Annotated in this window: 16 protein-coding genes and 1 riboswitch; of the genes, 4 read left to right on the forward strand and 12 right to left on the reverse strand. The window is 38.5% G+C overall.

All coding sequences use genetic code 11. The features are described from left to right. Positions 1-444, forward strand: a complete 444-nt coding sequence (locus tag DQN24_RS02655; protein WP_021034425.1) for a nitrate reductase cytochrome c-type subunit — start codon at positions 1-3, stop codon at positions 442-444. Between the two features lie 14 nt (positions 445-458). Continuing rightward, complete coding sequence (locus DQN24_RS02660; RefSeq protein WP_021034424.1) at positions 459-1,061, forward strand: cytochrome c3 family protein; 603 nt, start codon at positions 459-461, stop codon at positions 1,059-1,061. A 159-nt stretch (positions 1,062-1,220) separates the two neighbouring features. On the opposite strand, the gene adk is transcribed toward DQN24_RS02660, so the two are convergent. The 11 genes from adk to DQN24_RS02720 form a co-directional block, all read right to left on the reverse strand. Beyond that, positions 1,221-1,865, reverse strand: a complete 645-nt coding sequence (gene adk / locus DQN24_RS02665) for an adenylate kinase (RefSeq protein WP_041175242.1) — start codon at positions 1,863-1,865, stop codon at positions 1,221-1,223. 83 nt (positions 1,866-1,948) lie between these two features. Continuing rightward, complete coding sequence (locus tag DQN24_RS02670; RefSeq protein WP_041175241.1) at positions 1,949-3,226, reverse strand: MFS transporter; 1,278 nt, start codon at positions 3,224-3,226, stop codon at positions 1,949-1,951. Between the two features lie 142 nt (positions 3,227-3,368). After that, positions 3,369-4,385 carry a UDP-glucose 4-epimerase GalE gene (gene galE / locus DQN24_RS02675; RefSeq protein ID WP_111695347.1) on the reverse strand — a complete coding sequence of 339 codons (1,017 nt, stop codon included), beginning with the start codon at positions 4,383-4,385 and terminating at the stop codon, positions 3,369-3,371. A gap of 43 nt (positions 4,386-4,428) precedes the next feature. Beyond that, positions 4,429-5,676 (reverse strand): ATP-dependent RNA helicase RhlB, encoded by a 1,248-nt coding sequence (gene rhlB, locus DQN24_RS02680; protein ID WP_021034419.1) that lies wholly within the window; start codon positions 5,674-5,676, stop codon positions 4,429-4,431. A gap of 116 nt (positions 5,677-5,792) precedes the next feature. Next, positions 5,793-5,999, reverse strand: a complete 207-nt coding sequence (gene yacG / locus DQN24_RS02685; protein ID WP_005645697.1) for a DNA gyrase inhibitor YacG — start codon at positions 5,997-5,999, stop codon at positions 5,793-5,795. Further along, on the reverse strand, positions 5,992-6,612 hold the full coding sequence (coaE, locus tag DQN24_RS02690; protein ID WP_021034418.1) for a dephospho-CoA kinase: 621 nt from the start codon (positions 6,610-6,612) through the stop codon (positions 5,992-5,994). The genes yacG and coaE overlap by 8 nt, the downstream gene beginning before the upstream one ends. A gap of 70 nt (positions 6,613-6,682) precedes the next feature. Then, positions 6,683-7,948: a serine hydroxymethyltransferase gene (gene glyA / locus DQN24_RS02700; RefSeq protein ID WP_041175240.1), complete on the reverse strand. Its 1,266-nt coding sequence runs from the start codon at positions 7,946-7,948 to the stop codon at positions 6,683-6,685. A 123-nt stretch (positions 7,949-8,071) separates the two neighbouring features. Then, positions 8,072-9,361 carry a phosphoribosylamine--glycine ligase gene (purD, locus tag DQN24_RS02705; protein WP_021034416.1) on the reverse strand — a complete coding sequence of 430 codons (1,290 nt, stop codon included), beginning with the start codon at positions 9,359-9,361 and terminating at the stop codon, positions 8,072-8,074. A 64-nt stretch (positions 9,362-9,425) separates the two neighbouring features. Then, a complete protein-coding gene (purH, locus tag DQN24_RS02710) occupies positions 9,426-11,024 on the reverse strand; it encodes a bifunctional phosphoribosylaminoimidazolecarboxamide formyltransferase/IMP cyclohydrolase (RefSeq protein ID WP_111695348.1) in 1,599 nt (532 codons plus the stop codon). 187 nt (positions 11,025-11,211) lie between these two features. Further along, positions 11,212-11,616, reverse strand: a complete 405-nt coding sequence (locus tag DQN24_RS02715) for a DoxX family protein (RefSeq protein WP_005655793.1) — start codon at positions 11,614-11,616, stop codon at positions 11,212-11,214. 112 nt (positions 11,617-11,728) lie between these two features. Further along, positions 11,729-13,468 (reverse strand): protein-disulfide reductase DsbD, encoded by a 1,740-nt coding sequence (locus tag DQN24_RS02720; RefSeq protein WP_111695349.1) that lies wholly within the window; start codon positions 13,466-13,468, stop codon positions 11,729-11,731. 191 nt (positions 13,469-13,659) lie between these two features. Between DQN24_RS02720 and arcA the strand changes: the two genes are divergently transcribed. Together arcA and DQN24_RS02730 are read left to right on the forward strand one after the other, a co-directional pair. After that, positions 13,660-14,370: a two-component system response regulator ArcA gene (arcA, locus tag DQN24_RS02725; protein ID WP_005655790.1), complete on the forward strand. Its 711-nt coding sequence runs from the start codon at positions 13,660-13,662 to the stop codon at positions 14,368-14,370. A gap of 176 nt (positions 14,371-14,546) precedes the next feature. Then, positions 14,547-14,657: riboswitch (glycine riboswitch) on the forward strand. A 112-nt stretch (positions 14,658-14,769) separates the two neighbouring features. Continuing rightward, positions 14,770-16,140, forward strand: a complete 1,371-nt coding sequence (locus DQN24_RS02730; RefSeq protein WP_021034413.1) for an alanine/glycine:cation symporter family protein — start codon at positions 14,770-14,772, stop codon at positions 16,138-16,140. Between the two features lie 58 nt (positions 16,141-16,198). On the opposite strand, the gene DQN24_RS02735 is transcribed toward DQN24_RS02730, so the two are convergent. After that, entirely contained in the window at positions 16,199-16,936 is a 738-nt protein-coding gene (locus DQN24_RS02735) for an epoxyqueuosine reductase QueH (RefSeq protein WP_105895794.1), read from the reverse strand. Positions 16,937-16,958 lie beyond the last annotated feature (22 nt).

Consider the following 16,958-nt stretch of genomic DNA (forward strand, 5'->3'; position numbering starts at 1 on the left):
ATGACTAAACAGGTATCTAAAATTTTAGCGGGATTATTTACCGCACTTTTTGCTGGCTCACTGATGGCATCTGATGCACCAGCAGTGGGAAAAGATTTAACTCAAGCGGCTGAAAATATTGCACCCGCATTTCACAATCCACCGCGTCAAAGCGAATTACCCGCATTGAACTATGTAAACCAGCCTCCAATGGTTCCACATAGTGTTGCAAATTATCAAGTGACAAAAAATGTAAATCAATGTTTAAATTGTCACAGCCCAGAAAATTCTCGTTTGAGTGGTGCAACTCGAATCAGCCCAACTCACTTTATGGATCGTGATGGAAAAGTAGGTTCAAGCTCCTCTCCGCGTCGTTATTTCTGTTTACAATGTCACGTTTCTCAATCAAACGTAGATCCAATTGTTCCAAATGATTTTAAACCGATGAAAGGTTACGGAAACTAGTTTAAGAGGTCTATATGTCTGAGAAAAAACCAAATATCTTAAAGCGTTTCTGGCAATGGTTTAGAAAACCAAGCCGTATGGCAATTGGTACGATTATTATCTTATCGGCTATTGGCGGTATTCTTTCTTGGGTTGGTTTTAACTATGGTTTAGAGAAAACCAACACAGAACAGTTCTGTGCAAGCTGCCATATGCAAGATGTTTATCCAGAGTATTTGCATAGTGTGCATTATCAAACTCGTACTGGCGTGGGGGCAAGTTGTCCAGATTGTCACGTACCACACGAATTTGGTGCAAAAATGAAACGTAAAATTATAGCGGCTAAGGAAGTATATGCTCACTATACTGGAAAAGTGGATACCTTAGAAAAATTCAATGCGCATCGTTTAGAAATGGCTCAAAATGAATGGGCTCGTATGAAAGCTAACGATTCTAAAGAATGTCGTAATTGCCATAATGTAGATCGAATGAATTTCAATGATCAACGTTCTGTGGCAGCACGTATGCACCAAAAAATGAAAACTGAGGGTAAAACTTGTATTGACTGCCATAAAGGTATTGCACACCAATTACCTGATATGAGTGGCGTTGAGTCAGGCTTCAAAGACGAGAAGTGATTTTCTAAAAATAGGCTGAAAAAATACCGCACTTTTATCAGCCTATTATAAATTTGGGTAGTTTATAAAAAAATCTGCACTTTAATTCGCTGATTTCTTCAGCCTTTAAGGTGCAGACTAATTATATTTTCTAAAGTGCGGTTAATTTTTAGATTATTTTTAGCCTAAGATTTTATCTAACTCTTGGCTAACCTCTTCTACTTTTTGTGTACCATCTAAACGGAAATATTGAGTATTCCCCTCTTTCGCTTCTGCTTGGTAATAATCAATTAATGGACTAGTTTGTTTATGATATACGGCTAAACGATCTAATACAGTTTCTGGTTTATCATCTGCACGAATAATTAAATCTTCGCCAGTTACATCATCTTTACCTTCCACTTTGGGTGGATTATAAACGATGTGGTAAGAACGACCAGATGCTTGGTGTACACGACGACCGCTCATACGTTCAACAATCACTTCGTCTGGCACATCAAATTCTAAAACAAAGTCAATTTTAACACCTGAATCTTTCAGTGCATCCGCTTGTGGAATAGTACGAGGGAAACCATCTAACAAGAAACCATTTGCGCAGTCAGGTTGTGCAATACGATCTTTTACAAGCGCAACGGTTAATTCATCTGGTACTAATTTACCTTCATCCATTAATGCTTTAGCTTGTTTGCCCAATTCAGTCCCCGCTTTGATTGCAGCACGGAACATATCGCCAGTTGAAATTTGCGGGATACCAAATTTGTTCATAATAAATTGTGCTTGAGTGCCTTTACCTGCACCCGGCGCACCTAAAAGAATAATTTTCATAAAAATCTCCATTAATAAAAAACGTGATTAAGATACTGATAAAGAATAGTGTGGTCAAATTTTTTATAATTTTTACCGCACTTTTATACAAAGCTGGTCTTATGATTTTGTTGATTCCAAGGTGCTACCCAAAATAAACAAAGCATGCCTGGAATCGCTAAAAATAAACAAAACCAAAAATACTGATAATACCCCACTGCTCCCACTACATAACCAGAAAGCATACCTAAAACTTTACTAGGCAAAGCTGAAAGGCTTGTAAAAAGTGCAAGTTGCGTTGCAGTATAAAGCGGATTACTCTCACGCGCCATAAAAGCCACAAAAGCCGCGGTGCCAAGTCCAACGCCGATATATTCTGCGGCAATCACAACACCTAGTTTCCATAACTCGGCTGATGTAATAACATCAAAATGACCGAAAGCAGACAACCAAATAAACCCACCAATTGTTACCATTTGTACAAGCCCAAATAGCCACAATGCACGGTTAATACCCAGTTTTATTATTATCACACCACCAGCAAGCCCAGATAAAATGCTTGACCAAAGTGCGGTACTTTTTACAACAATAGCTATATCCTCTTTGCTAAACCCCATATCATAAATAAATTTGGTTTGTAGCGTTGTGGCAAAAGAATCCCCGAACTTATACAAAAACAAAAACAGTAAAAAACCGATAGCCTGAATAACGCCCTTACGCTGGAAAAATTCTTGTAATGGAATCCAAAATGCTTGATAGAACGGCTGATTAGTTTGCTGCATGTCTATTTTTGGCTCTTTTGCTAAAAATAACGTCATAAAGATGCCCGCTAACATACAAAGTGCGGTCCATAAAAAGACAGTTTCCCAAGGATAAATCGCCGCCAAATAGAGCGATAATCCACCCGGAATTAATCCCGCAATTCGATAAGCATTAATATGAATAGTGTTTCCCAAACCTAATTCATGATCACTCAAAATCTCACGACGATACGCATCCAACACGATATCTTGTGTGGCTGAAAAAAAGGCGATAAGCAACGCAATATTTGCCACCACGCTCAGTTGTGTGAGCGGATCAAACAGGCTAATGATGTAAAGTAAAATCAATAATGCCACTTGTGAAAGCAGCATCCAGCTACGACGACGCCCTAAAAAACTCGGGAAATAACGATCCAATAATGGTGCCCACAAAAATTTCAATCCATAAGGCAACATCACGCCAGTTACTGCACCAATAAGCTCAATTGAGAGATGCTTATCCGTCAGCCAAACAGGCAACATTTGCAATAACACAAATAATGGCAAACCAGAATTAAAACCTGTGAATACGCAAATCAACATTTTGCGTGTAAAAATTTGGGAAGAAAGGGAATTTGACATAAAGTGCGGTTAATTTTGGTTGTATTTTAGAAATTTCGCCTTTCAATTAAAGGATTTTTGTAAAAATTAGGGGATTTTTAATCATTCCCCCCAATGTTTAGCATTCTTCTTCCTAAAAAAGAAAAACAAATATTAGAGAATATTAATCTCTGTACCCTTTGGGATTATTTTTCTGCCAGTTCCACGTATCTTGCATCATTTTTTCAAGACCACGTTCTGCCACCCAACCAAGCTCTTTTGCAGCTAAACTTGGATCAGAATAACAAGTGGCAATATCGCCAGGGCGGCGTTCTACAAGTTTATATGCAATTGTAATATCGTTGGCTTTTTCAAAGGCTTTTACCATATCTAATACGGAATAACCATGACCTGTACCAAGGTTATAAATATGTAAACCAGAGTCATTTTCATGACGTTGAAGCGCTTTTAAATGTCCCACGGCTAAATCCACTACATGAATATAATCACGCACCCCAGTTCCATCGTGAGTGTCATAATCACTACCAAATACAGAAAGTTGTGCTAATTTACCGATAGCAACTTGGCTAATATAAGGTAATAAATTATTTGGAATGCCATTTGGATCTTCACCAATCAAGCCACTTTCATGCGCCCCAACTGGATTAAAATAACGCAAGATGGTCATGCTAAATTTTGGTTCCGCTTTTGCTGTATCGCGTAAAATCTGCTCAACCATATATTTAGAGGTACCATAAGGATTGGTTGTACCGCCGACTTCACAATCTTCTGTAATTGGAATAATTTTTGGATCACCGTAAACCGTTGCAGATGAGCTAAACACAAAGTTCCAAACACCCGCTTTTTTCATTTCTTGAATTAATACAAGGGTGCCAGCGACATTGTTCATGTAATATTCTGTCGGCTTTTGAACACTTTCCCCTACGGCTTTTAACCCTGCAAAGTGAATAACAGAGCTAATCTCATTTTCTGCAAAAATTTTTTGTAACAAAGTACGATCTAAAATATCGCCTTCATAAAACTTTGCGTCTTTGCCCGTAATTTGTTTTACGCGTTCAAGGGATTTTGGCGATGAATTGCAAAGATTATCTAATACCACCACCTCTTTGCCAGCATTTAATAATTCTACAACTGTGTGAGAACCGATATAACCGGCACCACCTGTCACTAAAATGGCCACAATGATCTCCTTATTAATTATTGAGACTAAAAAAATTATATCACTATTTTGTGTGATAAGAAAGATGTCTTGTATGCCCTTGCGGTCGCACCGCACGTTTTAAACGATATGGTTTCGGCAGTTCAAGCAAGGCTTCTGTTTCATATTGGCTCACTGGGATAGAATGGCCAATATATTCTTCAATTGCTGGTAAATTCATCGCATATTCTTCGCAAGCGAAACTAATAGAAACACCACTTTCCCCTGCTCGTCCAGTACGGCCAATTCGGTGAACATAATCTTCTCGATCATCGGGTAAATCATAATTGAAAACATGCGTCACATCAGAAATATGCAAGCCACGAGCAGCCACATCTGTTGCTACTAAAATATCTAAATTACCATCAGTAAATTGTTTTAATAAGGACAAACGTTTTTTCTGTGCTACATCGCCAGTCAGTAAGCCGACACGATGCCCATCAGCAGCCAAATAACCCCAAATTTCTTCACAACGATGTTTCGTATTAGCAAATACAATACAACGCTCAGGCCATTCATCTTCCATTAAGGTTAAGAGAAGTGCCATTTTATCCTGATTAGATGGATAAAAAAGTTCTTCTTTAATGCGATGTCCTGTCTTTTGTTCTGGTTCTATTTCAATATATTCAGGATCATTCATATCTTCAAATGCTAATTCACGCACTTTATAAGAAAGCGTCGCTGAAAATAACATCGTTAAACGCACTTGCGGAGTGGGGCATTTACGCAATAAATAACGAATATCACGGATAAATCCAAGATCGAACATTCGATCCGCTTCATCTAGCACGACAACTTGAATTTCATCTAAACAAATTACGCCTTGTTTCACATAATCAATGACTCGCCCCGTCGTACCAATCAAAATATCTACGCCACGCTCAATCGCTTGTAGTTGTTTATCATAACCATCGCCACCATAGGCAAGTGCGGTTTTTAATCCACAGGCTTTTGCAAGAAATTCTGCGTCATTACTAATCTGCACCGCTAATTCTCGAGTAGGTGCTAAAATCAAAGCTCTTGGGTGAGGATATTCCAGATTAGGATCTTGGTGAGTTAAAAGATGGTGAAAAGTAGCCGTTAAAAAAGCCATTGTCTTGCCTGTACCAGTTTGAGCTTGTCCTGCGACATCGCGTCCATTTAAACTGATAGGCAAGGATAAAGCCTGAATTGGGGTACAAAAATCAAAGCCTTTTTTTGCCAAAGCATCTCGTACAATCGGATGTAGAGGAAGATCGGAGAATCGTTGTTGGCTTAAATAATCTTGTTGCATAAAAATTACATTTTAGAATAATAAAATTACGTTTAGCATAGCATTTTTAGGAAAAATCCTCAAAAAAGCACCGCACTTATAAAAATTAACCGATAGGGTTTCCTATCGGTTAATCTCTATTTAATGCTCCATTCGTCACTCACATTTGGATCCATTGCAAAATCAGCAGTATCACTTGGAATCGCTTTTTCTTCAGCCGCCCATTCGCCAAGATCGATTAACTGGCAACGTTTGCTACAAAAAGGTCGAAAAGTACTTTCATTTGTCCAAGGCACAGATTTCTGGCAAATCGGACAAGGTACTTCAATAATTTCGTCAGACATTTTTATTTTCCGCTTGTTGTAAATAAAACTGGTGCAATTCTAGCACCTTTTTCTGCAAGTGCGGTAAGTTTTGAGCCAGATCAGCATCATTGTTAATCACATCATCCGCCCATTTCAAACGCTCTTGTTGAGAAACTTGAGAATTTATAATTCGTTGAATTTGCTCAAAATTATTGTTATCTCGTTGAGCTGAACGAGCAAGTTGAGTTTGTGGACTCACATCTACTACCAAAATACGATCACAAAGTGCGGTCAATTTATTTTCTATTAATAAAGGGACGACAAATAATGTGTAAGGTGCAGTTTGTTCAGAAAGTTGTTGTTTCATTCGTTCACGAATAGCGGGATGTAAAAGATTATTTAACCACTGTTTTTCTTCATCATTGCAGAACACTCGCTCTCGTAAGGCTGCACGATTAAGTTCTCCTTGCTCCGTTAAAATTTGAGCCCCAAAATGTTCAACAATTTTTGACAATAAAGGGGAATCTTTCGCAACGACTTCTCTAGCAACCACATCCGCATCTACTAGAGGTACGTCAAGATCGGCAAATAAATTAGCAATCGTTGTTTTACCACTACCAATGCCACCAGTTAAGCCAACAATATAAGTCATATAATTTCCCATAAAAAATAAGCGGCGATATTAATCGCCGCTAACCATATAATCAACGAAAGAAAATAAATCATTTCGGATAAACTGGAAGACGTTTACAAATTGCTAATACTTTTTCTTTAGTTTCAGCAATCACTTGTTCTTCATTTTCTTTGCCTAAAGCATCTAAAACATCACACATCCAGCCAGCTAATTCACGCACATCATTTTCATTGAAACCACGGCGAGTCACAGATGGTGTGCCTACACGGATACCTGAAGTAACAAATGGTTTTTGCGGATCATTTGGTACAGCGTTTTTGTTCACGGTAATATTTGCTTTGCCTAATGCCGCATCAGCTGCTTTACCTGTTAATCCTTGTTTAATGAAACTTACTAAGAACAAGTGGTTTTCAGTACCATTTGATACAACGTCATAATCACGTTGTTTAAATACATCAACCATTGCTTTCGCATTTTTGATTACATTTGCTTGGTATTCTTTATATTGAGGCTCTAATGCTTCTTTAAAGCAAACTGCTTTTGCCGCAATAATATGAACTAATGGACCACCTTGATTTGCGGGGAATACAGATGATTGTAATTTTTTGTAGATTTCTTCATTGCCACAAGATGAAAGAATTAAACCACCACGTGGACCGCCTAAGGTTTTGTGGGTTGTAGTGGTTACAACGTGTGCGTGCGGAAGTGGATTTGGGTATAAACCTGCTGCGATTAAACCTGCAACGTGTGCCATATCCACAAATAAATACGCACCCACTTCATCTGCGATTTCACGCATTTTCGCCCAATCCACAACTTGTGAATAAGCCGAGAAACCAGCAACGATAAGTTTTGGTTTACATTCTAATGCTTTTTGACGAACATCTTCATAATCAATTAAGCCATCCGCAGTGATTCCATAAAGCACAGAGTTATAAATCTTGCCAGAGAAACTGACTTTTGCACCGTGAGTTAAGTGACCACCGTGAGCCAAATCCATACCTAAAATAGTATCGCCTGCATTAATCAACGCACCATACACTGCAGCGTTTGCTTGTGAACCAGAGTGCGGTTGAACATTCACGTAATCTGCACCAAATAATTCTTTCGCACGATCAATGGCTAACTGCTCCACAATGTCTGCATACTCACAACCACCGTAATAACGTTTACCTGGATAGCCTTCAGCGTATTTATTAGTGAATTGTGAACCTTGAGCTTCCATCACACGCGGACTAGCATAGTTTTCAGATGCAATGAGTTCGATATGTTCTTCTTGACGACGATTTTCATCTTGGATCGCTTGCCACAATACCGGGTCGTAATCAGCGATAGTCATATTTCTTGTAAACATTGTGTTCTCCTGTTATGTAATTTATGGCAGATAGTTTAACTGTTTATGGATAAAAACTTAATTAAAATTTCATTCCTAAATTTTCATTACTTAAATGAAATTAATTCATCATAATGATATGAATTATTTTTGCAACTCTCGTTCAACAGCCCTATACCCAATATCTCGACGATAAAAACGCCCAGACCATTGAATTTGCTCAGCCAATTTTAACGCTTTCTGCTGTGCCTCAAATACGCTTTCGCCTAATGCAGTTACACAAAGTACACGACCGCCGTTTGTTACTAGCTTGCCTTCTTGTTCTGCGACACCCGCTAAGAAAACTTTCTCGTTTTTGACCGCACTTTTAGGCAATCCGCTGATTTCATCGCCTTTGCGATAATCTTTTGGGTATCCTTCTGCAGCCAATACGATACCTAAAGAAGCCTGTTGATCCCACTGTGATGTTACTTCATCTAATTTGCCGTCACAGGCTTTAAGACAGAGTTCAACAAGGTCTGATTTGAGACGTAGCATTATTGGTTGCGTTTCCGGATCGCCAAAACGACAGTTAAATTCGATCACTTTCGGCTGACCATTCGGCATAATCATTAATCCTGCATACAGGAAGCCAGTATAAACATTGCCTTCTTCCGCCATGCCATTAACCGTCGGATAAATCACTTCCCGCATAATGCGACTATGAATTTCGGGTGTTACCACAGGTGCAGGCGAATACGCACCCATACCGCCTGTATTTAATCCCGTATCATTTTCGCCAACACGTTTATGATCTTGGCTAGTCGCCATAGGCTCAACATTTTTACCGTCTACCATTACGATAAAACTGGCTTCTTCGCCATCTAGAAACTCTTCAATTACTACTTGGCTCCCCGCTTCGCCAAAGGCATTGCCAGAAAGCATATCATGCACAGCGTTTTCCGCCTCTTGCAAGGTCATCGCAACGATTACGCCTTTACCCGCAGCTAAACCATCTGCTTTAACGACAATTGGTGCGCCTTTCTCACGCAAGTAAGCCAATGCTGGTTCGACTTCGGTAAAGTTTTGATATTCCGCTGTTGGAATTTTATGACGAGCAAGAAAATCTTTAGTAAATGCTTTTGAACCTTCTAATTGTGCCGCTGCTTGAGTTGGGCCAAAAATTTTCAATCCTGCCTTGCGAAATGTATCAACAACACCAACTACTAACGGAGCTTCAGGGCCAACAATGGTTAATCCAATTTGTTTATCTTGAGCAAATTTCACTAAGGCTGGAATATCTGTCGCAGAAATATTCACGTTTTCTACTTTGTGTTCCAATGCAGTGCCAGCGTTACCTGGTGCGACAAAAACTTTATCCACAAGTGGAGATTGTGCAGCTTTCCAAGCCAGAGCGTGTTCACGACCGCCGTTTCCGATGATAAGAATGTTCATAATAATCCTAGTATCTTTTTGAATTTAATCCCCTCTTTACGAAAGAGGGGGAGAGTTAGATAAATTAATGTCTAAAATGTCGCATCCCAGTTAATACCATGACCATATTATGTTCATCCGCGGCATCGATGACTTCTTGATCACGCATTGAACCACCTGGGTGGATCACACATTGAATGCCCACTTTCGCCGCTGCATCAATGCCATCACGGAATGGGAAGAAAGCATCAGATGCCATTACACAACCAGCCACTTTTAAGCCTTCATCTTGCGCTTTGATACCTGCAATCTTCGCAGAATATACGCGGCTCATTTGACCTGCACCAATGCCAACAGTTTGATTATCTTTAGCGTAAACAATGGCATTAGATTTCACAAATTTTGCCACTTTCCAGCAGAACAATAAGTCTTTTAATTCTTGTTCAGTTGGCTGACGTTTACTCACCACTTTTAAATCATCCAAACCAACCATACCTAAATCAGCATCTTGTACTAATAAACCACCATTTACACGTTTGAAATCTAAACGTTCAGAACGTGAGGTCAATCCTCCACATTCAAGCAAACGGACATTTTTCTTGCGTTGTATTACTTCTTGCGCTTCAGCAGAAACTTTCGGTGCAATAATCACTTCGACGAATTGGCGTTCCACAATTTCATTTGCTGTTTTTTCATCTAATTCACGGTTAAAAGCAAGAATTCCGCCAAATGCAGAGGTTGGATCGGTTTGGTAAGCGCGATGATAAGCATCTAAAATATCCTTACCTAACGCCACACCACACGGATTAGCGTGTTTAACGATAACACAAGCTGGCTCATCAAATTCTTTCACGCATTCAAGTGCAGCATCGGTGTCGGCAATATTATTGTAAGATAATGCCTTACCTTGCAGTTGATTAGCCGTAGCCACGCTCGCTTCTTTCACATTCAAATCAACATAGAAAGCAGCATTTTGATGGGCGTTTTCGCCGTAACGCATAGTTTGTTTACGCACGAAGTTAAGGTTTAAAGTTCGTGGGAATTGACCGCACTTCGCATTCGCCTCTTCTTCCTCTGCAATATGATAAGGTTTTACTAGCTGACCGAAATAGTTGGCAATCATAGAATCATATTGAGCGGTATGTTCAAATGCTTTAATCGCAAGGTCAAAACGAGTTTCAAAAGTTAGGCTGTTTTGGTGTTTATCCATTTCTGTAAGAATGGCGTTAAAATCATTATTATTAACTACGATTGCTACATCTTTATGGTTTTTCGCCGCAGAACGCACCATTGTTGGCCCCCCAATATCGATATTTTCTACCGCATCAGTCAAGGTGCAATCTGGTTTAGCAACGGTAGCTGCAAAGGGATATAAATTCACAACAACCATATCAATGCCTTCAATACTATGTTGTTGCATAATGGCATCGTCCGTACCACGGCGACCAAGAATACCGCCATGTACTTTTGGGTGTAAGGTTTTTACTCGACCGTCCATCATTTCTGGGAAACCTGTGTAATCAGACACTTCAATTACAGGTAAACCATTTTGTGCTAAAAGTTTTGCCGTTCCGCCTGTTGAAAGTAGTTTTACACCACGTTTAACTAAACCTTGAGCAAACTCTACAATACCCGTTTTATCATACACACTCAGTAAAGCCTGACGAATTGGACGATCTGTCATTGTATTTTCCTTTCATTAAATAGTTAAAAATAAGCGATGAGAATTATAACGCAAACGTTTGCTTAAATATAGAAAAGATTAAATATAATTTCTTAACGTGCGGTAAAAATACGATAAATTTCAGGCATAAAAAAGCCCACATAAATGTGGGCAAAAATAAGGATAAAATTATGAAACTACAACTAAACTACTTTTTAAAAAACTTATTATCTAAAGCACAAGCACCTGCGCCAGAAAATACAAAATATAGAAAGAGAAGTGAGTAAAGTAATGCAAGTTCGCCGCCATTTGCAATTGGGAAAAATAGATTTCCTTTTCCTGCTACGTGCATAAAGAAATAGGCATATGCCATTTCCCCTGACAAAATAAACGCAGCTTGGCGTGTAAATAAACCTAAGATTAATAAAATGGAACCAACAATTTCAATTACGCCTGCCACTAGTAGCATTGGATCGCCTACTGCACCATTTCCTCCAGTCATAGAAATTGGAAATTCCAAAAATTTTGCCGTGCCGTGTAAAATAAACATATAAGCGACAACGATACGTAAAAATGCCAAGAAATACGGGCGATATTTTTCAAGATTGTTCATTTTGCTTTCCTTTTGTTTAAAGATGAATTAAAACGGCGTCATATTAATCTTTAACGGATAGTCAAACAATAATTAAAATTGAAAAATACTTTTTACCAAAAGTAAAAAATAACTAAAGTAGCTTTTCAATCCAATTAGAAAAAGCATCAGCATCCATAAAGCCCGTTACTCTACTTCCTTTAATTTCATTATTTTGCTGATCAAAAAATAAAATCGTAGGCAATCCCATTACCTTAAAGCGTTCCATTAATGCTTTATTTTCTGGGCTATTCTTTGTCATATTCACTTGTAACAATAAGATATTTTGAAATTGCTGTTGCACTTTTGGATCTGCAAAAGTCAGCTTTTCAAATTCTTTACAAGCCACACACCAATCCGCGTATAAGTCCAACATCGCGATCGAATGTGGATTTTCCGCTAAAGTGCGGTCAAGTTCTTCAATATTTTTAATCTGCTTAAATTTAACTTGAGAAACAGACTTATTTTCTACCGCACTTTGTGTTGCAGTTTGGGTTTGCCAAATCCAATTTTGCAGGGGTTGTACAGTAACCATAGCCAACGCAAAACTAATAATTTTAATGGCATAGCCAAAACCGTTCTTAGACATCTGCAACGAAAACCAAATAAAGAATGCTGTCGCTAATCCAGCCCATAAGCGTGGCTCCCATACTTCAGGCAAAATACGAGAAAGTAAAAATACAGGTAACGCCAACATAACAAAGCCGAATGTTTGTTTTACGGTATTCATCCATTCGCCTGATTTTGGCAAAATTTTATTACCAAACAATGTGATTAACATTAGCGGCACGCCCATACCCAGTGCAAGTAAATAAAGGGTTGCTGCACCTGTGAATAAATCGCCACTTTGTGCCACATAAAGTAAAGCACCAGAAAGTGGCGCAGATGTACAAGGCGATGCCACCAGCCCAGCAATCATTCCCATCGCAAAGGCACCGCCAAAAGCACCTGAGGTTTGTTTTTGGCTCCATGTATTGAGTTTATTTTGTAAGCTATTTGGTAATTGAATAGTAAATAAGCCAAACATTGAAAGGGCAAGAGCAACAAATAAAATAGAAAGCCCGATCATCACATAAGGATGTTGCAAAGCAATTTGGAACGGCAAACCGATGGCTGCCACTGCAAGCCCTAACAAAGTGTAAGTCAGTGCCATACCTTGAACGTAAAGAAAAGCTAAACTAAACGCACGCATCATATTTGGACGTTGTTGCTGACCGATAACAATAGCAGAAAGCAACGGTAACATTGGCAATACGCAAGGCGTAAAAGCCAGTCCCAATCCCAATAAAAAGAAACCGAAAATTGCCCATTTACTATGGAATAAACCATCAGCTAAACGATCTTGTTCAGATAAAAGTGCGGTATTTTTTTCAACTGTTTTTTCGACAATTTGCTCTTGAGAAAGTGCTAAATCGCCAATTCGTAATACTTTAGTTTCAGGCGGATAGCAAAAACCTTCGGTACACCCTTGATAAGTAATTTCAACCTTATCATCAGCATTATTAAATGCTCCGCTAAATATGCCATCAATTGAGTGAGTAAAAACTTTTACTTCGCCAAAATAAGGATCTTGATGTAATTCCGCTGCCTGTTGTGTATGCAAAGAGAGAGGATTTGATTTACCGACTAACTCAGCACTAATTTTATCTTGATACAAATAATAGCCATCGGCAATATCCCAATGGGCTTGTAACTGGCTTTTATCTGTAGATAAAGTAGCAGAAAAAGCAAAAGCATCATCTACTTTTAAAAAGGTTTGTTTTTTATCGAATAAACCTGAATTAGCCGCAAAAGCAGTGAAAATCAGCGTAAAAAAAAGAAAGAGTTTTTTCATAGAATTGAGTGTAAAAATATAAATGTTCGAAATTCTATCACAAAGAAAGTTGAATACCTAAAACTATGATTTAGATCACAAAAAGGAAAATCAGGTAAAAAATCACCGCACTTTTTTATTGTTACAATAATGTTGCACAGCTAGAATGATAGCTTTGATAGCATACGCCAAAATAAGTATAAGGATGGAAAATGGCTACTCCAAAAATTCTCGTTGTTGAAGATGAAATCGTCACTCGAAATACGCTTAAAGGGATTTTTGAAGCGGAAGGATATGATGTATTTGAAGCAGAAAATGGTGTTGAAATGCATCATATATTGACAAATCATAATATTAATTTGGTTGTGATGGATATTAATTTACCAGGTAAAAACGGCTTATTATTGGCAAGAGAACTCCGTGAAGAATTAAGCTTACCTCTTATTTTTTTAACTGGTCGAGATAATGAAGTGGATAAAATTTTAGGTCTGGAAATTGGTGCCGACGATTATTTAACCAAACCTTTTAACCCTAGAGAACTGACTATCCGCGCACGTAATCTATTGCATCGTACAATGCCACATCAAGAAAAAGAAAATACATTTGGTCGAGAATTCTATCGTTTTAATGGTTGGAAATTAGACCTAAATAGCCACAGTTTAATTACACCAGAAGGACAAGAATTCAAACTTCCTCGCAGTGAATTCCGTGCAATGTTACATTTCTGTGAAAATCCAGGAAAATTGCAAACGCGCGAAGAATTGCTGAAAAAAATGACGGGACGAGAGTTAAAACCTCAGGATCGTACCGTAGATGTCACAATTCGACGTATCAGAAAACATTTTGAAGATCATCCAAATACTCCAAATATCATTATGACTATACATGGAGAAGGCTATCGTTTTTGTGGAGATATTGAATAAAGTGATTTTTCTACATAAAAATTCCTTTTTGAAATTCATTTCCTGTTTTGTTAGAATTCGCACACTTTTCAGTATCTAATGAAAAGTGAGTTCGGATGAAGGTAGCTGGAGAGCGGGGAATTGACCCCACACCGACGATGTAAAATCTTTCAGGTGCGATGGCAGGGACTGTTACTGGACGAACCCTTGGAGAGATCCATTTTAGAAATGGACGCCGAAGGCGCAAAAGAGCGGTTAATTTTTTAATCGTTTTTCAAACGCTCAGGCAAAAGGACAGGGGCAAAAGACAATCTATTGTAAGTGTGGAAATTATCTATCTTTTCACCGCACTTTCTTTTCCATTGTATCTTTTCGTCTTCTTGTCGTGTTTATTTTTGATTTAAACGACGAGGAATCACAATGACAATTGAGTCAATTCTTTCAGCTATTGATAGCTTTATTTGGGGCGCACCGCTACTTATATTATTATCTGGTACAGGACTCTATTTAACGTTACGCTTAGGCTTTATTCAAATTCGCTACTTACCACGCGCACTAGGTTATTTGTTCAAAAAAGATAAAGGTGGAAAAGGGGATGTTTCCTCTTTTGCCGCACTTTGTACCGCATTAGCAGCAACAATTGGAACGGGTAATATTGTGGGCGTTGCAACTGCGGTACAAGCAGGTGGGCCAGGGGCTATTTTTTGGATGTGGCTGGTTGCTTTGTTAGGAATGGCAACAAAATATGCCGAATGTTTACTCGCAGTTAAATATCGTGTTCGTGATAAAAATGGCTTTATGGCTGGCGGCCCGATGTATTACATTGAACGCGGACTAGGTATTAAATGGCTGGCAAAATTATTTGCATTATTTGGTGTAATGGTGGCCTTTTTCGGAATAGGTACATTCCCACAAGTGAATGCAATTACTCACGCAATGCAAGACACTTTTAACATTCCCATTTTAGTTACAGCAATTATTGTTACACTTTTAGTCGGCTTAATCATTCTTGGCGGAGTTAAACGTATCGCAATCGCATCATCAGTAATTGTGCCGTTTATGGCGATTTTATACGTCACAACTTCACTGGTTATTATCCTTTTGAATATAGAAAAAGTACCAGATGCGATTTTATTGATTATTGATAGTGCTTTTGATCCACAAGCAGCATTAGGCGGTGCCGTAGGGCTTACTGTGATGAAAGCGATTCAATCAGGCGTTGCGCGCGGCATTTTCTCCAATGAATCTGGTTTAGGAAGCGCACCAATTGCAGCCGCAGCGGCACAAACTCGCGAGCCTGTTCGTCAAGGTTTAATTTCTATGACAGGAACATTCTTGGATACCATTATTGTTTGTACGATGACGGGGATTGTATTGGTATTGACTGGGGCGTGGAACAATCCTGAATTAGCAGGTGCTACCGTCACAAACTATGCCTTTGCACAAGGTTTAGGCACATCAATTGGCGCAACGATTGTAACAGTCGGTTTATTATTTTTTGCATTTACAACTATTTTAGGTTGGTGTTATTACGGGGAACGTTGTTTCGTTTATCTTGTGGGTATTCGTGGCGTAAAACTATATCGTCTAGCTTATATTATGTTGGTTGGTTTAGGGGCATTCTTACACTTAAATTTAATCTGGATTATCGCCGATATTGTAAATGGTTTGATGGCTTTCCCAAATCTTATCGCGCTTATTGGATTGCGAAAAGTGATCGTTGAAGAAACAAAAGATTATTTTCAACGTTTAAAAATTAATCATTATGATCAAGATGAAGTGATAAAATAGTTAAATAAAAGGTGCTGTTCAGCAAATTCTGTGAAACAGCACCTTTATTTTTCTATTTTTAATCAGCACTATAATATAATTTTCCGATTTCAATTTTTTGACGACCCGTATCTTCTCGCCATTTATTACTATCACGTAAAGAATACACACAACCGCAATATTCTTGTTGATAGAATCGTTCACGCTTACTAATCTCAATCATACGCTGTGAACCACCTTCCTTGCGCCAGTTATAATCCCAATAAACAACATCATCATATTTTTCCGCCGCACGATGCCCACAGCCATTGATTTGATTCATATCTTTCCAGCGAGAAATACCAAGACAACTAGTAAATACAGGGAAGCCGTGTTTATGTGCATATTCAGCCGTTTTTTCAAAACGCATATCAAAACACATTGTGCAGCGAATGCCTCTTTCAGGCTCCCATTCCATACCCTTAGCACGATCAAACCAATTTTGGCGATCGTAATCGGCATCAATAAATGGAATACCAAATTTTTTTGCAAAACGGATATTTTCTTCTTTACGAATTAAATATTCTTTGAGTGGATGAATGTTTGGATTATAAAAATAAATCGTAAATTCAATGCCTGATGCAAGAATTGCTTCCATCACTTCGCCAGAGCAAGGCGCACAACAAGAATGCAAAAGGAGCTTATTGTGTCCATCTGGCAACTCAAGTTTTTCACGAATAAAAGGTGCGTTAGGATCCTTACGGATTTTTTGTTTTCGCGGTTTAGTTTGAAAATTGACCGCACTTTTTTCTAGTTTAGGTTGAAGTTCTGTATTCATAAAGTTTAATTAAAATTAATGG

The organism is Haemophilus influenzae (assembly GCF_900475755.1).
In the GTDB taxonomy this organism is placed as follows: domain Bacteria; phylum Pseudomonadota; class Gammaproteobacteria; order Enterobacterales; family Pasteurellaceae; genus Haemophilus; species Haemophilus influenzae_D.

Coding starts and splice junctions, on each gene's coding strand:
- DQN24_RS02655 (WP_021034425.1), top strand. CDS start 1: ATGACTAAACAGGTATCTAAAATTTTAGCGGGATTATTTACCGCACTT.
- DQN24_RS02660 (WP_021034424.1), top strand. CDS start 459: ATGTCTGAGAAAAAACCAAATATCTTAAAGCGTTTCTGGCAATGGTTT.
- adk (WP_041175242.1), bottom strand. CDS start 1,865: ATGAAAATTATTCTTTTAGGTGCGCCGGGTGCAGGTAAAGGCACTCAA.
- DQN24_RS02670 (WP_041175241.1), bottom strand. CDS start 3,226: ATGTCAAATTCCCTTTCTTCCCAAATTTTTACACGCAAAATGTTGATT.
- rhlB (WP_021034419.1), bottom strand. CDS start 5,676: ATGCAACAAGATTATTTAAGCCAACAACGATTCTCCGATCTTCCTCTA.
- yacG (WP_005645697.1), bottom strand. CDS start 5,999: ATGTCTGACGAAATTATTGAAGTACCTTGTCCGATTTGCCAGAAATCT.
- coaE (WP_021034418.1), bottom strand. CDS start 6,612: ATGACTTATATTGTTGGCTTAACTGGTGGCATTGGTAGTGGTAAAACA.
- glyA (WP_041175240.1), bottom strand. CDS start 7,948: ATGTTTACAAGAAATATGACTATCGCTGATTACGACCCGGTATTGTGG.
- purD (WP_021034416.1), bottom strand. CDS start 9,361: ATGAACATTCTTATCATCGGAAACGGCGGTCGTGAACACGCTCTGGCT.
- purH (WP_111695348.1), bottom strand. CDS start 11,024: ATGACAGATCGTCCAATTCGTCAGGCTTTACTGAGTGTGTATGATAAA.
- DQN24_RS02715 (WP_005655793.1), bottom strand. CDS start 11,616: ATGAACAATCTTGAAAAATATCGCCCGTATTTCTTGGCATTTTTACGT.
- DQN24_RS02720 (WP_111695349.1), bottom strand. CDS start 13,468: ATGAAAAAACTCTTTCTTTTTTTTACGCTGATTTTCACTGCTTTTGCG.
- arcA (WP_005655790.1), top strand. CDS start 13,660: ATGGCTACTCCAAAAATTCTCGTTGTTGAAGATGAAATCGTCACTCGA.
- DQN24_RS02730 (WP_021034413.1), top strand. CDS start 14,770: ATGACAATTGAGTCAATTCTTTCAGCTATTGATAGCTTTATTTGGGGC.
- DQN24_RS02735 (WP_105895794.1), bottom strand. CDS start 16,936: ATGAATACAGAACTTCAACCTAAACTAGAAAAAAGTGCGGTCAATTTT.